Origin of the sequence: Janthinobacterium sp. NKUCC06_STL (assembly GCF_019345455.1) — a bacterium.
GTDB lineage: Bacteria > Pseudomonadota > Gammaproteobacteria > Burkholderiales > Burkholderiaceae_D > Janthinobacterium > Janthinobacterium rivuli.
Genome location: NZ_JAHKQY010000012.1, coordinates 88,265 through 105,713 on the forward strand (window position 1 = coordinate 88,265; position 17,449 = coordinate 105,713).

The window sequence follows — 17,449 nt, forward strand, 5'->3', positions numbered from 1 at the left end:
CTGACGGCTGCCCGTCAGGCTGACGCTACGACCGGCAGGGGCAAGGCCGGATACTGCACCCATCGTCGGACCCTTTCCAAGAGGAAAGTAATGGCGCATGGCCGGCACGACTCGTGGCAGGGTGAGCGCGGAGTGGTCGCGTGATGCGCTGGTGCTCTATGCTGCTACTCTAAAGATGCTCCATTTTAACGCGTATTGACTCCGTGCAAAGTATATTCAAACGCTATTTTTTCCTGCCGGCAGCATACTGGCGCTCAATGGGCGTTCTCGCGCGCCAGCACCACTTTCACCGTGCGCGCGATAATCCACAGATCCAGCCACAGCGACCAGTTGCGCAGGTAATCGAGGTCGAAATGGATGCGCGCCTCCATCTTGTCGAGCGTTTCCGTCTCACCCCGCAAACCGTTGACCTGGGCCCAGCCCGTGATGCCGGGCTTGACCTTGTGGCGCAGCATGTAGCCCTTGATCAGCTTGCGGTACTGCTCGTTGTGCACCACCGCGTGGGGACGCGGGCCGACGATGCTCATGCGGCCCTGCAGGACGTTGAGAAATTGCGGCAGCTCATCGAGCGAGCTGCGGCGCAGGAAGGCGCCGACGCGCGTCACGCGCTGGTCGTTCTTGGTGGCCTGCACCACCGTATCGCCGTCTTCGCCCACCGTCATGGAGCGGAACTTGTAGACGACGATCTCTTCGCCATACAGGCCATAGCGGCGCTGGCGGAAAATCACCGGCCCCTTCGAGGTGCTCTTGACGGCGATGGCGATGACCAGCATGACCGGCAGCAGCAGCACCTGGATCACCAGCCCCAGCACGATGTCGCTGCCCCGCTTGACCATGCTGTTAAAACCCGTAAACGGTGATTCGCGGATGGCGATCACGGGCATGCCGCCCACGTTGTCGAAGCGCGCCTGCATCAGGTCGAAGATGTAAATATCGGGCAAGAAATACACGGAAGCCGTCGTATCTTCGAGCTCGTCGAGCATCTTGCGGATGCGCGGCTGGGCCGAAATCGGCTGGCTGATGAAGATCATCTTGATGTTGTGTTCGCGCACGTAGGTGGCGATATCGTCCATGCGCCCCAGCATCGGTTCGCGCATCTTTTCCGGCCAGCGGTCGTCCGTGCGGTCGTCGAAGAAGCCATGCACCTGCATGAACAGGTTGGCATTGCGCTCGACGGTGGCGGCAAACTTCAGGCTTGCGTCATTGGCGCCGATGATGACCACCGAGCGTACTTCGCTGTCGCCGTCCGGACGCAGGCTGAACCTGCGCCCGGCCAGGTGCCCGGCCAGCAGCACGAAGGGCGTGAGGACAAACCAGGCCAGCACCACCTCGGTATCGAAATGATAGGCCAGGCCCGTGGCCGAACCCAGAAAAATGAGAATCAGCGCGACGATCGTCCAGCCCACGAGAATATCGCGCGCATACGCCAGCATGCGGCCGCTGCGCCAGGTGCGGTAGGGGTCGACGTGCTGGTACACCGTCGACGAAATGAAGACGGCCAGTATCATCAGCACCAGCGTATAGCCGGTGAATGGCGAACCCGACAAAACCGTCATCAGGTACAGCAAGCCCATGATGATGATCGGGTCGAGAACGCGCTGGAAAAACGAAATCAGGGGTATATCATTGACAGTCATGTTGATCTTTAAAACTGGACGCTGCCATTGAAGGAAATGCCCTTGGCCCGATAGCTGCCGCTATCGATGATGGCGACGCCTTCGCGCCGCTCGTGGAACAGACGCACGCCCAGCTGGATTTTCCGGTGCGGCGCATACGTGGCGCCCAGCGAAGCCGTGCGTGTGGTGTCGCGCCCGTCGCCGGGCAGCAGCAGGCCGCTGACGGCTTCGAAATCGCGCCGTTCCTGGCGCAGCTGGGCATCGACGCGCACCTTCGAGGTGGCCGTCCATGTGGCGCCCAGGCTGCCCCCCGTGTTCAGGCTGCTTGTCACCAGCGAATTGTCGACGGAACCGAATTCACGCCAGACGATGCCCGTAAAATTGACCTTGCCCAAAGGCTTCCAGTACACGCTCAACCGGCCATTCGTGCCGCTGGTGTCGCGCCCGGACAGCAAGTTGTTGCGATGGCGTACCCAGCCACCGAGGAATTCCACCTGCGTGATGTCGCTGTAATCCCAGAAGACATTGGCCTTGATCTCGTCCTGGCGATAGCCGTTGCCGTACACAGTGGCATCGAACGCGCCGCGGTTCGGATACTTTCCATTCAGGTGGCGCAACTGCAGGCCGACGCGGCTATTGCTGCGCGCCAGGTAGTCGACGCCCAACTCCGTCGCGTCTTCCGTCCAGTTGGAAAACGATTGCGACGGCAAGTCATACGAGTAGCGGTCGCGCGACAGGCCGCCGCGCACGCGCCAGCTGGGGTGGAAGCGCCAGGCGCCATTCACGTACTCGCGGCGCTGCGTGCGCAGATTGCGCACCGTGCTCTGGAAGTCGCTGAACGGTGTCAGGGTCTGCGAATAACTGGCGCCCACATGGCCTTCGAGGTGGTTGGCGATGTGCCACTCCAGGTCGGCCAGATAATCCTTGCCATCGTAGTCGAACTGGCTGAAGCGGTTGAAGCTCACCTTCGACCACTTGGCCTGGCCCGTCAGTACCTGGCGGCCGATGGGACGGTTGAACAGGAAGCCCGCCTGCAGCATCCTCGACGTATCCGAACGGGGACCGGAAAAACCGGGCACGTCGTCCGGCAAGCGCATCAGGTTGTCGTCGTACGAATACGAGGTGGCAACGAAAGGCTTGATGGTGTCGCTGATGTCGGCCAGGGCGGCGCCGCTGGCCAGGGTGCCCAGGAGGAACAGCGCAGCCGGCAAACGCGGGCTGGCCATGAAGGCTGCGGCAACGGCTTTTTTACGCAAGGAATTCAACATGGTTTTGTCTTTGAAAGATCACACAGTTGATAGGCAATACTACCAGTAAATCCAATGCCCACCAGAAATAATCCAGAGCCCCAGCACGCCGTTCGTCACGCCATGCGCGAGGATAGGCGACCACAGGGACTGGCTACGCATGTACAACAAACTATATGCCGCACCGGCCACCATGCCGGCCAGCCACAAATTATGTTCAAAGCCAAACAGCAACACGCTGATGGCGAAGGCCTTGGCGCTGGCCAGTCGCGGATCGGCCCGCAAAAAGTCCGGCCTGTCGATCCAGCGCAGCAGGAAGGAACGCCAGAACAGCTCCTCCATCACGGGCACCACCAGCGCCGCGCCGGCGATGCGCAGCACCACCAGGCTCCACTCGATGCGGCCATCGGTGCGGGGATCGAAGCCGTCCGGATTGCCGATGCGCATCCAGCTGGCGTCGAGATTGATCCACAGCAGAAAAACAACAACACCGCTGACCAGCGCTCCGAGAATGGCACGCGCGCCCAACGGCGTCCACAGCAATTCCGTGTAACTGCGGCGCCAGTACAACAACAGGCCCAGCACGACGGCTATCTTGACGGCGTACAGCCAGCGCAAGTCCTGCGCGGCAACGCCCAGGCGGCCGAGCACGTCGGCAATGACTATGAAGGAGAGATAGGCCAGGAATGGCACTACCCGGGGCAAGGCGGCGCGGTCAGACATGCTGCTGCGCATCGGAGGTGGAACCGCGCGCCGGACGCGGTGGTCCGGAGCGCATGTTTTTCATGACAAACATGCATCCCCCGATGTAATAAATATAATTATATAATTATATCAAGCTGAACCGTTGCCGTGGCAAATAATCCTGACTTAATTACAACAGGGTATGCAAAAAAGCATCAACTATTGGTGCGCGCCTCGATCAGTTCCCACTTTTCCAGCGCTTCCAGCAGTTCGCCTTCGATCTCGGCCACGCGCGCGTTCAGGCGCTTGCCTTCGGCTGGCGTCTTCTTGTAGAAGTCCGGGTGGGACAGTTCGGCGGCCAGCACCGACTGCTCATCTTCCAGCTTGGCGATCAGTTTCGGCAACTCTTCCAGTTCGCGCTGTTCCTTGTAGCTGAGCTTTTTCTGCTTGGCGGCCGGCGCGGCAGCCTCGACCTTCACGGCCGGCTTGCTGGCGGGCGCCGTGGCGATCGGCAAGGTGCGCACGCGCTCCCAGTCCGTGTAGCCGCCGACGAATTCGCGCCACTTGCCCTCGCCTTCGGCGACGATCACTTGCGTGACCACGTTGTCGAGGAAGGTGCGGTCATGGCTGACGAGGAAAACGGTGCCGGTGTATTCTTCCAGCAACTCTTCCAGCAATTCCAGGGTATCGATATCCAAGTCATTGGTCGGCTCATCGAGCACGAGCACGTTGGCCGGCTTGGCGAACAGGCGCGCCAGCAGCAAACGGTTGCGCTCGCCACCGGACAGCGACTTGACGGGCGAACGGGCGCGTTCCGGCGCGAACAGGAAATCGTTCAAATACGTCATCACGTGACGGCGCTGGCCATTGATCTCGACCCAGTCGCTGCCTGGCGCGATGGTTTCCATCAGGTTCGCCTCTTCGTTCAGCTGCGTGCGCATCTGGTCGAAATACGCCACTTGCAGCTTGGTACCCAGGCGGATGCTGCCCGTGTCCGACTCTTCCTGGCCGAGGATCATCTTCAGCAAGGTGGTCTTGCCGGCACCGTTGGCGCCGATCAGGCCAACCTTGTCGCCGCGCAAGATGGTGGCGCTGAAATCCTTGACGATGACCTTGTCGCCATAAATCTTGGAAACGTTTTCCAGGTCCGCCACGATCTTGCCCGAGCGTTCGCCGGCCGAGACGTCCAGCTTGACTTGTCCCTGCTGGTCGCGGCGCGCATTGCGCGTCAGACGCAGCGCTTCCAGACGGCGCACGCGGCCTTCGTCACGCACGCGGCGCGCCTTGACGCCCTTGCGTATCCACACTTCTTCCTGCGCCAGGAACTTGTCGAACTTGGCGTTTTCCACTTCCTCGATTTCCAGCTGCTCCGCCTTACGGGTCTGGTACGCCGTGAAGTTGCCCGGGTACGACAGCAAGCGGCCGCGGTCGAGCTCGATGATGCGCGTGGCAACGTTGTCGAGGAAGGAGCGGTCATGGGTAATGAACAGCACGCTGCCCTTGAAGTCGCGCAACAAGCCTTCCAGCCACAGGATGGAGCTGAAGTCCAGATGGTTGGTCGGCTCATCGAGCAGCAGCACGTCGGGCGCCGACACCAGCGCGCGCGCCAGCGCCACGCGCTTCTGCATCCCGCCGGACAGGGTTTTCATCAGCATGTCGCCCGTCAGGTTCAAACGGTCGAGCACGGTTTCCACCTTGTTCGGCAAGCTCCACGCATCTGCCGCATCGAGTTTGACCTGGATGTCGTGCATGCGTTCCATCAGTTCGTCGTCATTGCCCTGGCCAAACTGGCCCGTCAGCGCATCGTATTCCTTCAGCCACGCCTGCGATTCGCCCATGCCGGAAGCGACGGCGTCGAACACGGACATGTCCGGGTCGAATTGCGGTTCCTGCTCCACATACGCGATCTTGATGCCTTGCTGCATCACCAACAAGCCGTCATCGAGCTTGAACTTGCCCGAAATAACCTTCAACAGCGACGATTTACCCGTGCCGTTACGGCCGATCAAGCCGACCCGCTCCGTGGTTTCCAGTGAAAATTCCGCGTGATCGAGCAGCGCGACGTGACCGAACGCAAGTTGCGCCGATGAAAGAGAAATGACAGCCATAATGAGTAAGAGTGCTCGGGCGCCGTCTCGCGCACACCGCGTGGTGTGCAAAACAGCCGCCGATTAGATGAATGAAGCACGCATTGTACCGATAACTCGGACTTCAATCGCCATCGACCAGTAATTACCGCCTGGATGATCACAGGCTGCCGACGCGCGTTGCGTGGAAACGTGGTGTCGCCAGCAGGAATCGAACCTGCATTTAAGTCTTAGGAGGACCTTGTACTATCCATTGTACGATGGCGACACGCGCAGCGGCATTATACAGGCTAGTTCCGGCCATTGACAGTCCGGCAATCGGGCGCGTGCGTGGGGCCGGCGCCTCAGTGTCCTGCCACCTGGCGCAATGGCGCTGGCAAACCGTGCGATGCCGAAGGCAGCAAGGGCAGGATTTGCTGCGCCGCCAGATTGTGCGCCACGGGGTTCCAATGGCCGTCCGCCGGCAGGAAATCCATGCGCTCGCGCTGTTGCTCCCAATGGCGCGCGAATATGGGCTGCATGTCCACCACCTGATAGCCATGTCGTATTGCACTCTGGATAAAAAATGTGCGATCACCGGCTTTCCAGTTCGGCACCGCCTTCCGCGGCGCATACAGCATGTTCCGGTCAGCATCGACCACGAAGATAAAGCGCGTATCGTCAGCGCCGCCCAGCGCGCGTAATTGCGTCATGTAGTATTCAAGCGCGGCAGCGCGACGTGCATCAGGTGCGCCGGCGGCCAGCTCCTGTACCGCGCCAGGGGGACTGCGGCGCAACTGGCTCATCAACCAGTCAGGAAATTTCAAGTTGTAATAGATATAACGGACCAGGGCCGAATAGGAAACTAGCCGCTTGACCTTAGACTCGACATACGGAACGTGCACCAGCTTGATATTGTTTCCCTCGCTGACAAACATGCTATGGCCCCGCTGTGCTGGCGCCAGGATGTCGAGCATGTCCATCGGCTCGACAAACATCACCACCGTGCGCGGATGCAGCTGCGCACGCGTATAACGCAACACTTCCAGCGCATCGGCAAACCCGTTTCCCGAGGCGGAGGCGGCATACACGCCGCCGCCCAGTGTCTGAGCCAGCCGGCCTTGCAGGGTTTCCGGATACTCCAGCATCAAGCTTTCGATAAAGCTGTCGCCGATGACAAGAACGGCCGCACCATCCTTAAAATCAGGAGAGTTGGTAAAGCCCTGCCGATTCGTCTTGCCATGCCGGGCATTCGCCAGCGCCCAGCCGTGCGAATACACGTAGTCCTGCTGCGGCAGATAGCGGGCATACGGGCGCTGCTCGCTGCTCTGTTCCATGCGCAGGCCGGACACCACCGGCAGGCATTGCAGCAACGCTTCCAACACCAGTGCCGTACCCAGGACACCCAGGCCTATCGCAAATATAGAGCGCATATGATTTATCAGAAATTAAAATACAAGAATTCAGAAACGCCACGCGTCTCACTAATTGCCAGCAAGACCAGGCACAGCATCAACATGGCCCCCAACAGGACGCTGCCCCGGTCACTTTCCAGGCGCTGCTCCGTCGACACGCGCAAGCCTCGCCCCAGCAGCTCATACACATTCGGCATGAAAAAAATGATGGCGGCACAGACGCCCAGCCACCACAGGCAGGAACTCAGCTGCATGATGCGGTTCACACCCAGCATGCTTTCCTGCATGGCGGGCGTCAGCGTGCCGCCGCACATGGCCTGCAGCACATCCAGCGCCGCGTCGATGGAACTGGCGCGAAAAAAGACCCAAGCCAGCACCACGGCAAAAAAAGTCGCCAATGCGCCGCCAGCGCGTACCACCAGGTTGCTGCGCTGGCCCAACAGGTGGCGCAGCGCATGGTTGACGATGAGATAAAAGCCGTGCAAGCCGCCCCATACCACGAAGGTCCAGTTGGCGCCGTGCCAGAGTCCGCCCAGCAGCATCGTGATCAGTAGATTGCGGTAACGCAAGAACCCGCCCTTGCGATTCCCCCCCAGGGGGATATACAGATAATCGCGCAGGAAATTGGACAGCGTGATGTGCCATCGGCGCCAGAAATCGATGATCGAGGTCGCCTTGTATGGCGAGAAAAAGTTAATGGGCAAGATGATGCCGAACATATAGGACAAGCCGTAGGCCATGTCGCAGTAAGCCGAGAAGTCGAAATACAGCTGGAAGGTATATGCCAGCGCACCGGCCCAGGCCTCCAGCATGCTCAAATGGGCGTGATGGAGGTCGAAGACGGGAGCGACGTAGCGCGCGATCCCATCGGCCAGAATAACTTTCTTGAACAAACCAACCGTGAAGAATGCAAGGCCGACGATCAGGCGCCCGCGACTGAAAACATGCGATTCGGCCTGCACGAACTGCGGCATCATCTCCTTGTGATGCAGAATGGGACCAGCGATCAGGTGCGGAAAGTAGGTCACAAATAAACCATAGCTTTCTGGCTGGTAGTCCTTGACTTTTCCGGCGTGGCAATCGACGAGGTAGGCGATTTGCGTGAAGGTGAAAAACGAGATGCCAATGGGCAAGGTAATCCCCAGCGGCTGAAATGGCGCTCCCGTCAGGGTGGCAACATTGCTGATCACAAAATCAAAATACTTGAAAAACACCAGCAGCGACAAATTGAAGGCCAGTCCGGCCCACAGCCAACGCTTTGCCTCGCGCTTGCGGCCCGTCTCCTGACGCTTCGAGACGACTCGGCCAATAGTGAAATTACAGCAGATTGACAACAGCAGCAGCGGCAGGTAGGCGACGTCCCAGTAGCTATAGAATGCAAGCGAGGCCAGCAACAGGAAAATTATGGATAGCCGCAGCGAATACTTTGAAATGAGAAAGTATCCCAGCAACGCCAACGGCAAAAACACCAGAAAGAACGGAAATGAATTAAATAACACGGCGCGATTCCATAAAGTTGCTTACACGTAACGCTTCGGCGACCAGTAAGCGCAAGTCTAAACGCTTGATGCCGATATTTGTTTATTATTATTTTTAACATGAGGATGAGACGAGTTCTTGCCCGCACGACGCGCCATCATGCGCCGCACGGCCGCAATCACGCGCGCCATCGCCGTCAGCCAGTCCTGCGCACCATGTTCCGCCGCACTGTCGATCCCGTAAAAGCGTTCTGTCTTACTTGACACGCCTCGTTGCAAACGGCGGCACGCTCAATTTCCTGTGCCGCACGGTAGCTGTACCGACAAGCAACAAGCCGGCCAGCAACAGCTGCAACATCGCCGGCTCAGGCACGGCGCTGACGCTAAATACTTGCATGGCGCCAAACGTGACGTTGGGATAGGAGCCGTACGGCGTTCCATCGAGCAAGCTTGCGCCAAAGATGCCATTGACCGGGTCGATGTACGAGTAGCGCGAAGAAATGCCGTTCGTGCTCAGGTCCGCCGACATGCCCAGGTCGGCGCCGATGCCGAAGGTGGGGCCGGCGTTGATGTCATTGAAAGTCTGATACGCCCCCACCGAGTCCAGCGCGTAGGTTTTCGGCGTTTGCCGGAAATGCTGGCCCGAGGTCAGGTTGAAGATGAAGGCCGTGCGGTCGCGGTCTTCCGGCGTCATGTTGTAGTTGCCCGACGAATTCCAGCTTTGCGGGTTGTAGCCGCCCACCAGCCAGGTCTGGCCGGCGCTGTTGCTCGCCTGCATCACGGAAAACGTGCGTCCCTTGCCATCGGCCGCCAGGTGGAAATCGCGCGAGGTGTCGCCCGCCGACTTCGTGTAGATGGCCGTCAGCGCCAGCGGACCTTCGCCCAGCCAGGCGGACAGCTGCGCTTCCTGCGCGCCGTTGAGCAAGGATTGCGCCGAGGCGGCAGGCAAGGCACCGATGCACAGCAAGGCGCCAGCGAGCAAGGTGGCGGACCGCACCGCCTTGATTTTCAGCATGATTTGTTGGTGCATCGCTCCCCCTGTGTAGTTGCCGCGAATTTTCGGCATATCAATATAGCACAGGATGATATATTAATTGCATTAATTAATTTCAATTGAAATGCAGTTAATGCAATAGTTTATTGCCACCATCATGGCGGCAGCACGGCCGTCACCTCGATTTCCACCCTGGCGCGATCCTCGATCAGGCCGGCCACCTGCACGGCCGTCATGGCAGGAAAATGCTTGCCGATCAGCTCGCGATACGCGACGCCGATTTGCGGATACGCCGCCACGTATTCCTTCTTGTCGAGCACATACCAGTTCATGCGCACGATGTGCTCGGGCAAGGCGCCCGCCTCCGCCAGCACGGCGACGATATTCTGCAAGGCCTGGCGCACCTGTCCCGCAAAATCGTCCGTATGGAACTGGCCCTGCGCATCCCAGCCTATCATGCCGCTGACGTACACCGTGCGTCCGCTGGCGACCACGCCATTCGCATAGCCGCGCGGCCTGGCCCATCCAGGTGGTTGTAACACTTGCATATTGCTTTCCTCGTTGTTGATGCTGCTCATGCGTTCCCCGCCTCGCGCAGCAATTCGCGCGCGATGATCAATTGCTGTACTTCGCTGGCGCCCTCGTAGATGCGCAAGGCGCGAATTTCGCGGTACAGGCGTTCGACCGGATGGTCGCTCACCACGCCCATGCCGCCGAACAGCTGCACCGCCGCGTCGATCACCTGCTGCGCCGTTTCCGTGGCCGTCAGCTTGGCCATGGCCGCTTCCTTCGTCACCTTGCGGCCCTGGTCGCGCTGCCAGGCGGCGCGGTAGGTGAGCAAGGCGGCCGCATCGATGCCGGTGGCCATCTGCGCCAGTTTCGCCTGCGTCAGCTGAAAGTCGGCCAGGGTCTGGCCAAACATCTGGCGCTTTGTCGCGTGGCGCAGCGCTTCATCGAAGGCGCGCCGCGCAAAGCCCAGCGCGGCGGCGGCCACCGACGTGCGAAACACGTCGAGTGTCGCCATGGCCACCTTGAAGCCCTGCCCCGCCTCGCCCAGGCGCTGCGACACGGGCACGCGGCAATTGGCAAAGCGCAGGCGCGCCAGCGGATGCGGTGCGATCACGGCGATACGCTCGGCGATTTCCAGGCCGGGATTGTCGGCGTCGACGATGAAGGCGCTGATGCCGCGCGCACCGGGCGCCTCGCCCGTGCGGGCGAACACCACGTAAAAATCGGCGATGCCGCCATTCGAGATCCACGTCTTTTCGCCGTCGAGCACATACTCGTCGCCGTCGCGGCGCGCCGCGCACGCCATGGCCGCCACGTCGGAGCCGGCCTGCGGTTCGGACAGGGCAAAGGCCGCGATGCGCTTGCCGCTGGCCACGTCCGGCAGATAGCGCGCCTTGTTGTCCAAACTGCCAAACAGGCCGATGGCGCCGGAACCGAGTCCCTGCATGGCAAAGGCGAAATCGGCCAGGCCATTGTGGCGCGCCAGGGTTTCGCGCATCAGGCAAATGGCGCGCGTGTCGATCTTGCCGTCGGTGCCGGTGGCGTGCGCGAGCCAGCCACCCTGCCCCAGTTGCGCCACCAGCGCGCGGCAAGCCGCATCGACGTCGGCACCATGCGCGTCGTCCAGGTGCAGCGTCGCCCAGGCATCGAGCTCGCGTTCGAGTTCGGCGTGGCGTGCCTCGAAAAACGGCCAGTCCAGATAGCTCATGTCACGCATGTCAGTTACCCTCGAATTGTGGTTTTTCCTTCGCCACGAAAGCGTGATAGGCGCGGTGAAAATCGTTGGTGGCCATGCAAATGGCCTGCGCCTGGGCTTCCGCCTCGATGGCTTCATCGACGCCCATGTTCCACTCCTGCTGCAGCATTTTTTTCGTCATGCCGTGGGCGAACGTGGGGCCGCTGGCCAGACCGGCCGCGAACAGCTGCGCCGCCTCGGCCAGCTCCTCGGGTTCGACCAGGCGGTTGAGCCAGCCCCAGCGTTCACCCTCTGCGCCGCCTAGGGAGCGCCCCGTGTACAGCAGCTCGGCGGCGCGGCCCTGGCCGAGCACGCGCGGCAGCAAGGCGCAGGCGCCCATGTCGCAGCCGGCCAGGCCCACGCGGGTAAACAAAAAGGCCGTCTTGCTGCGCGCCGTGCCGAGGCGGATATCGGAGGCCAGCGCCAGCATGGCGCCGGCGCCCGCGCAAATGCCGTCGATGGCAGCGATGATCGGCTGCGGGCAGGCGCGCATGGCTTTCACCACGTCGCCCGTCATGCGGGTAAAGGCCAGCAAGCCTGGCATATCGAGCTGCGTCAGGGGACCGATGATGTCGTGCACGTCGCCGCCCGAGCAGAAATTGTCGCCACTGCCCGTGATGATGACGGCCTTGACGTCGTCCGCATGCGCCAGCGCGCGAAACAGCTCGCGCAATTCCGCATACGAGTCAAAAGTGAGCGGATTCTTGCGCTCGGGCCGGTGCAAAGTCAAGGTGGCGACGCCTGCGTCGACGGAAAACAGAAAATGCCGCGCGGCGTAGCCGGCCAGGCTGGCGCGGTTGCCTGGCAGGTCTTGCGGCTGGCCGGGTAGATGGCGCATGCTCAGTCCTTTATGGGGGTGTTATTCAACTGCTGTTTCATGTGCGACAGCAGGTCGATCAAGCGGGTTTTGTCGTCCGGCGTCACACCGTGCAGCAGTTCGGCGATCCAGCCTTCGTGCACGCGCGCCATCTCGTCGAACGCGCGCCGGCCCGCCGGCGTCAGCTTGACGCTGTAGGAACGGCGGTCTTTCGGGTCGACCACGCGCACCACCAGCTTTTCCTGTTCCAGCTGGTCGGTGATGCCCGTGATATTGCCGCCCGTGACCATCATGCGCTTGGACAGTTCGCCCATGCGCAAGCCTTCGGGAAAGCGTTCAAGCTGCGCCATCAAGTCGAAGCGGGGCAAGGTGATGCCGAAGGTGGCGCGCAGGCGCGTGCGCACCTCGTTTTCGATTTTTACGGTGCATGACAGCATGCGCAGCCACAATTTCAGCGACTGGTGATGGTCCTGCGTCAGCCGGCTCGCCAGGTCCAGCACCGGTTCTTCCGGTACGGCTTCGTCCTGCACGGCTTCGTCCTGCATGTTATCGGGTTCTTTATCCATGGTCTTCACTCAGTTACATGACTTCGCCGCCAGCGACGGCGATCGATTGTCCATTCATGGCGGCCGACGCGGGCAGGCATAGCCACGCCACGGCATCGGCCACTTCGCGCGGCTGCACCAGCCGCTGCTGCGGATTGGACGCCGCCAGTTCCGCGCGCGCCGCGTCTTCGCCGCGCCCCGTCTTGCGCACGATGTTTTGCACGGCCTGCGCCACCATGTCCGTTTCCGTGTAGCCGGGGCAGACGGCGTTGACGGTGACGCCGCGCGGCGCCACTTCCAGCGCCAGCGCGCGCGTCAGGCCGATCACGCCATGCTTGGCGGCGACATAGGCGCTGACGTAGCGATAACCCTTCAGGCCCGCCGTCGACGCCACGTTGACGATGCGGCCCCAGCCCGCTTCCAGCATGGCCGGCATGGCGGCATGGCAGCAGTGATACACGCCCGTCAGGTTCACGGCCAGCATCTGCTGCCAGATGGCGGCATCCGTCTTGCCGAACGGCGCCGCATGCGCCTGGCCCGCGTTATTGATCAATATATCGATGCGGCCGAAATGCGCGGCCGCCTGCGCGAAGCCCGCCTGCACGGACGCTTCCACGGCCACGTCGAGCACGCAGACGGCGACCCTGCCCGCGTGGCCCGCCTCTTCCAGCTGCATGCGCGCGCGCGCCAGCCGCGCGCCATCGCGCCCGGCCAGGGTGACCCTGGCGCCCGCGTCCAGCAAGGCGCCCGCGCAAGCGAAGCCGATGCCGCTGCCGGCACCCGTCACCAGCGCGTGTTTTTCTAACCGCGTGTCCATCAATGCTTCCTTGCTCATGTCATCCTTCCAGCAGCCGCGCGGCCACCTGTTGCGGGGTCAGGCCCGTATTGGCGGCGGCCAGCTGGCGCTCGCGCTGCAGATTGCGTTCCAGCTGCTGCTGGCCCGGCCGGTATTGTTTCGGCCACGCTGCGCCTGTCCCTGCACCTGCACCGCTGTAGCCGATGCGCGCCATTTCCGTCAGGGTCCAGGCCGGGTTGGCCAGGTGCGGCCGGCCCACGGCGCACAGGTCGGCGCGCCCGGCGGCGATGATGCTGTTGGCGTGATCGGCCTCAAAGATCGAGCCGACGGCCATGCTGGCGATGCCCGCCTCGTTGCGCACGCGGTCGGCGAACGGCGCCTGGAACATGCGCCCGTACACGGGCTGTTCGAGTTTGCTCACCTGGCCCGAGGAACAGTCGATCAGGTCGGCGCCGGCCTGCTTGAACAGGCGCGCGATGCGCACCGCGTCGTCTGGCGTGATGCCGCCTTCGACCCAGTCGTGGGCCGAGATGCGCACGCTCATCGGTTTATCCTGCGGCCAGGCGGCGCGCATGGCGCGGAACACGCGCAGCGGATAGCGGCAGCGGTTTTCCAGGCTGCCGCCATAGTCGTCCGTGCGGCGGTTGGTCAGCGGCGAGATAAAACTCGACAGCAGATAACCATGCGCGCAATGCAGTTCCAGCCAGTCGAAACCGGCGACGGCGGCGGCCAGGGTGGCGCGCACGAAGTCCTGTTCGATGCGCGCCAGGTCGCTTTCCGTGGCCGCACGCGCCACCTGCGACACGCCCGCCAGGTATTGCTGTTCCGACGCCGAGGTCAAAGGCCAGTTGCCGTGCGTCAAAGGCAGGTCGATGCCGTCCCACATGGGCCGCGTCGAGCCTTTCGCCCCCGCGTGGCCCAACTGCAGGGCGATCTTCGCATCGCTGTTCGCATGCACGAAATCGACGATGCGGCGCCACGCCTGCGTGTGCGCTTCGCTGTACATGCCGGGGCAGGCGGGCGTGATGCGCGCATCGGCCGACACGCACGTCATCTCGGCAAACACGAGACCCGCGCCGCCCATGGCGCGCGCGCCCAGGTGCATCAGATGATAATCTCCCGCCACGCCATCGACGGCGCTGTATTGCGCCATGGGCGAGACGGCGATGCGGTTTTTCAGCAGTACGCCGCGCAGCCGGAAGGGCGTGAGCATGGGTGGCATGGCTTCGTCCGGCAGCGCCACGCCAGCCTGTTCGCCCGCGCGCCGCGCCAGCCACCGTTCGTAATCGGCCACATACGCAGGGTCGCGCAGGCGCAGGTTTTCATGCGAAATGCGCTGGCTGCGCGTGAGCATGGAATAGGCGAATTGCGGCGCTTCCATGGCGCTGTAGCGCTCGACGTTTTCAAACCACTCCATGGAATTGCGCGCCGCGCTCTGGATTTTCAGCACCTCGACCGCGCGCGCCTGCTGGTAGGCGGCCAGCGCGGCACCAGCTTCCGCATGCTGGCCGAAGCAGCGCGCCAGCTCGATCGCGTCTTCCAGCGCCAGCTTGGTGCCCGAGCCAATCGAGTAATGCGCCGTGTGGGCGGCGTCGCCCATCAGCACGACGGGCACGCCGTCCTGTACATGCACCCACTGTCGGCAGACGATGCGCGGGAAGGTGATCCACTGGGCCGAGCCGCGCAAGTGCGGCGAATTGCTCAGCAAACCCTGCCCGTCGAGCTCCTCGGCGAACAGCGCTTCGCAAAAGGCGATGCCCTCTTCCTGGCTCATGGTATCCAGGCCCGCTGCGCGCCACACGTGTTCGGGCGTCTCGACGATGAAGGTGGAAGTCTCGCCGTCGTATTGATAGATATGCGCCTGGAACCAGCCGTGCGGCGTCTGGCGGAAGGCAAACGTAAACGCCTCGAATTTCTTGCGCGTGCCCAGCCAGACGAAGCGGCAATGGCGCTGCTCGATCTCGGGCTGGTAGCTGGCCGCATAGCGCGTGCGGATGCGGCTGTTCAAGCCGTCGCTGGCGATCACCAGGTCGGCGCCGTACTGCTGCGCGATGGCCTGATCGTCCTGCACTTCCGTCTCGAACACCAGTTGCACGCCAAGTTCCTCGCAGCGCGCCTGCAGGATGTTGAGCAGGCGCTTGCGGCCGATGCCGCAAAAGCCATGGCCGCCCGAGCGCACGGTCTGGCCCTTGAAGTGGATCTCGATATCGTCCCAGTGGTTGAACGCCTGCAGGATGGCGCGCGCGGTCGGCTCGTCCGCGTTGGCCAGGTTGCCCAGGGTCTGGTCGGAAAACACGACGCCCCAGCCAAACGTGTCATACGGGCGGTTGCGCTCGATGACGGTGATGCGGTGATCCGGGTTCTGCTTTTTCATGAGCAGGCTGAAATACAGGCCGGCGGGGCCGCCGCCGATGCAGACGATATTCATGGCGTATCCGTGCGAAGTTTGAAGCGCTGCAGCTTGCCCGTTTCCGTGCGCGGCAGGGAAGGCAGGAAGCGGATGGCGCGCGGGTATTTATAGGGGGCGATCTGCTGGCGCACGAAATCCTGCAGTTCGGCCGCCAGCGCATCGCTGGCCTGGCTGCCGTCTTTCAGCACGATGTGCGCTTCGACGATCTGGCCACGCTCAGCATCGGCGCGCCCGACCACGCCGCATTCGGCCACGGCCGGGTGGCGCAGCAGCGCCTCTTCCACTTCCGGGCCGGCGATGTTGTAGCCGGCCGAGACGATCATGTCGTCGCTGCGCGAGCGGTAATAGAAGTAGCCGTCGGCATCCATCTCGAAGGTGTCGCCCGTCAGGTTCCAGCCATTCTGCACATACTCGCGCTGGCGCGGGTCGGACAGGTAGCGGCAACCGGTGGGGCCTTTCACGGCCAGGCGGCCCGTCACGCCGGGCGGCTGCGGCACGCCCGCATCGTCGACGATGCACGCCTGGTAGCCGGGAATGGCCTTGCCGATGGCGCCGCGGCGGATGCCCTCGCCCGTGGCGGAAATAAAGATGTGCAGCATTTCGGTCGCGCCGATGCCGTCCGTCATGGCCAGGCCCGTGGCCGCCTGCCAGGCATCGCGCGTGGCCAGCGGCAGCGCCTCGCCGGCCGACACGCACAAGCGCAGGCTGCGCACGTCGTGGCTGGCCGCCAAGGGCGCCATCTGGCGGTAAAAGGTGGGCGCCGTGAAGCAGATGGTGGCGCCGTAGGCGCCGATGGCGCGCAGCAGGCTCTCGGGCGTAAGTTTTTCCAGCAGCACGGTGCAAGCGCCAAAACGCAGCGGGAACAGCAGCAGGCCGCCAAGGCCGAAGGTGAACGCCAGCGGCGGCGTGCCGATGAAGATATCGCCGGCGCGCACCTGCAGCATGGAGCGGGGAAAGCAGTCGCAGATGGCCAGCAGGTCGCGGTGCATGTGCATGGTGCCTTTGGGGACACCCGTCGTGCCCGAGGTAAAGCTGATCAGGCAGACGTCGTCGGCCGCCGTATCGCACGCGGCAAACGGTGCGGCGTGGGCCGCCATGCGCTGCTCCAGTTCCGCGTCATCGGCGCCAAAGCACAGCATGGCCGGCAAGCCGGGCACGCCATCGAGCTCCGCGCGCAAGCCTTGCGCGCACAGCACGGCATTGACTTCCGCCTTGATGATAATCGTGGACAGCTCGCGCGCGCGCAGCAGCGGCATGGTGGGCACGGCGATGCAGCCTGCCTTCAGCACGGCCAGCAGGCAGGCGGCCATCATGGGGGTATTCGCGCCGCGCAGCAGCACGCGGTTGCCGGGGATCAGGCCCAAGTCTGCGCGCAGCACGTGGGCGATGCGGTCGACCTGGCGCGCCAGCTGCGCGTAAGTCCAGCGCTGGCCGTCGGCGAGGATGGCGGTGCGTCCACCGCCGCCATCGGCCACGGCCGCATCGAGCAGCGCGGCGACGCAATTGAGGCGCGCCGGATACTGCAACTCGGGCAAGTCCAGGCACAACTGCGGCCAGAGCGCGCGCGGCGGCAAGTGCGCGCGCGCGAAGTCATCCCGGGGAGATGCGGTGGTAGGCGAAGGGTCGCTGCTCATGCT

At 62.8% G+C, this 17,449-nt stretch carries 14 protein-coding genes and 1 tRNA gene; all 15 read right to left on the bottom strand.

The window, feature by feature from the left end; all coding sequences use genetic code 11:
• Positions 1-254: 254 nt before the first annotated feature.
• The 15 genes from KO539_RS26505 to KO539_RS26575 all read right to left on the bottom strand — a co-directional run bounded on the left by KO539_RS26505 (position 255) and on the right by KO539_RS26575 (position 17,446).
• Entirely contained in the window at positions 255-1,637 is a 1,383-nt protein-coding gene (locus tag KO539_RS26505) for an undecaprenyl-phosphate glucose phosphotransferase (protein WP_219313048.1), read from the bottom strand.
• Between the two features lie 8 nt (positions 1,638-1,645).
• The gene (gene epsL, locus KO539_RS26510) at positions 1,646-2,884 is read right to left on the bottom strand and encodes an XrtB/PEP-CTERM-associated polysaccharide biosynthesis outer membrane protein EpsL (RefSeq protein ID WP_219313050.1); all 1,239 of its coding nucleotides are present in this window, start codon (positions 2,882-2,884) and stop codon (positions 1,646-1,648) included.
• 39 nt (positions 2,885-2,923) lie between these two features.
• Positions 2,924-3,586, bottom strand: a complete 663-nt coding sequence (locus KO539_RS26515) for a CAAX prenyl protease-related protein (RefSeq protein ID WP_257626497.1) — start codon at positions 3,584-3,586, stop codon at positions 2,924-2,926.
• Between the two features lie 176 nt (positions 3,587-3,762).
• Positions 3,763-5,655, bottom strand: coding sequence for an ATP-binding cassette domain-containing protein (locus KO539_RS26520; protein WP_219313052.1), 1,893 nt, complete (start codon positions 5,653-5,655; stop codon positions 3,763-3,765).
• A 172-nt stretch (positions 5,656-5,827) separates the two neighbouring features.
• A tRNA-Arg gene (locus tag KO539_RS26525) sits at positions 5,828-5,902 on the bottom strand.
• Between the two features lie 76 nt (positions 5,903-5,978).
• Positions 5,979-6,995, bottom strand: a complete 1,017-nt coding sequence (locus tag KO539_RS26530) for a hypothetical protein (RefSeq protein WP_219313054.1) — start codon at positions 6,993-6,995, stop codon at positions 5,979-5,981.
• A 59-nt stretch (positions 6,996-7,054) separates the two neighbouring features.
• On the bottom strand, positions 7,055-8,527 hold the full coding sequence (locus tag KO539_RS26535) for an MBOAT family protein (RefSeq protein WP_035825799.1): 1,473 nt from the start codon (positions 8,525-8,527) through the stop codon (positions 7,055-7,057).
• A gap of 235 nt (positions 8,528-8,762) precedes the next feature.
• Positions 8,763-9,536, bottom strand: coding sequence for a PEP_CTERM-anchored TLD domain-containing protein (locus KO539_RS26540; protein ID WP_257626498.1), 774 nt, complete (start codon positions 9,534-9,536; stop codon positions 8,763-8,765).
• Positions 9,537-9,655: 119 nt separating this feature from the next.
• Positions 9,656-10,048 (bottom strand): RidA family protein, encoded by a 393-nt coding sequence (locus KO539_RS26545; protein ID WP_219313170.1) that lies wholly within the window; start codon positions 10,046-10,048, stop codon positions 9,656-9,658.
• A gap of 26 nt (positions 10,049-10,074) precedes the next feature.
• The gene (locus tag KO539_RS26550) at positions 10,075-11,226 is read right to left on the bottom strand and encodes an acyl-CoA dehydrogenase family protein (RefSeq protein ID WP_219313056.1); all 1,152 of its coding nucleotides are present in this window, start codon (positions 11,224-11,226) and stop codon (positions 10,075-10,077) included.
• A 1-nt stretch (position 11,227) separates the two neighbouring features.
• Positions 11,228-12,082, bottom strand: a complete 855-nt coding sequence (locus KO539_RS26555) for an enoyl-CoA hydratase family protein (RefSeq protein WP_219313058.1) — start codon at positions 12,080-12,082, stop codon at positions 11,228-11,230.
• A gap of 2 nt (positions 12,083-12,084) precedes the next feature.
• Complete coding sequence (locus tag KO539_RS26560) at positions 12,085-12,606, bottom strand: MarR family winged helix-turn-helix transcriptional regulator (protein WP_219313172.1); 522 nt, start codon at positions 12,604-12,606, stop codon at positions 12,085-12,087.
• Positions 12,607-12,640: 34 nt separating this feature from the next.
• Entirely contained in the window at positions 12,641-13,441 is an 801-nt protein-coding gene (locus KO539_RS26565; protein ID WP_257626499.1) for an SDR family NAD(P)-dependent oxidoreductase, read from the bottom strand.
• A 1-nt stretch (position 13,442) separates the two neighbouring features.
• Positions 13,443-15,830: a bifunctional salicylyl-CoA 5-hydroxylase/oxidoreductase gene (locus KO539_RS26570; RefSeq protein ID WP_219313060.1), complete on the bottom strand. Its 2,388-nt coding sequence runs from the start codon at positions 15,828-15,830 to the stop codon at positions 13,443-13,445.
• Positions 15,827-17,446 (bottom strand): AMP-binding protein, encoded by a 1,620-nt coding sequence (locus KO539_RS26575; RefSeq protein WP_219313062.1) that lies wholly within the window; start codon positions 17,444-17,446, stop codon positions 15,827-15,829. The genes KO539_RS26570 and KO539_RS26575 overlap by 4 nt, the downstream gene beginning before the upstream one ends.
• Between the last annotated feature and the right edge of the window lie 3 nt (positions 17,447-17,449).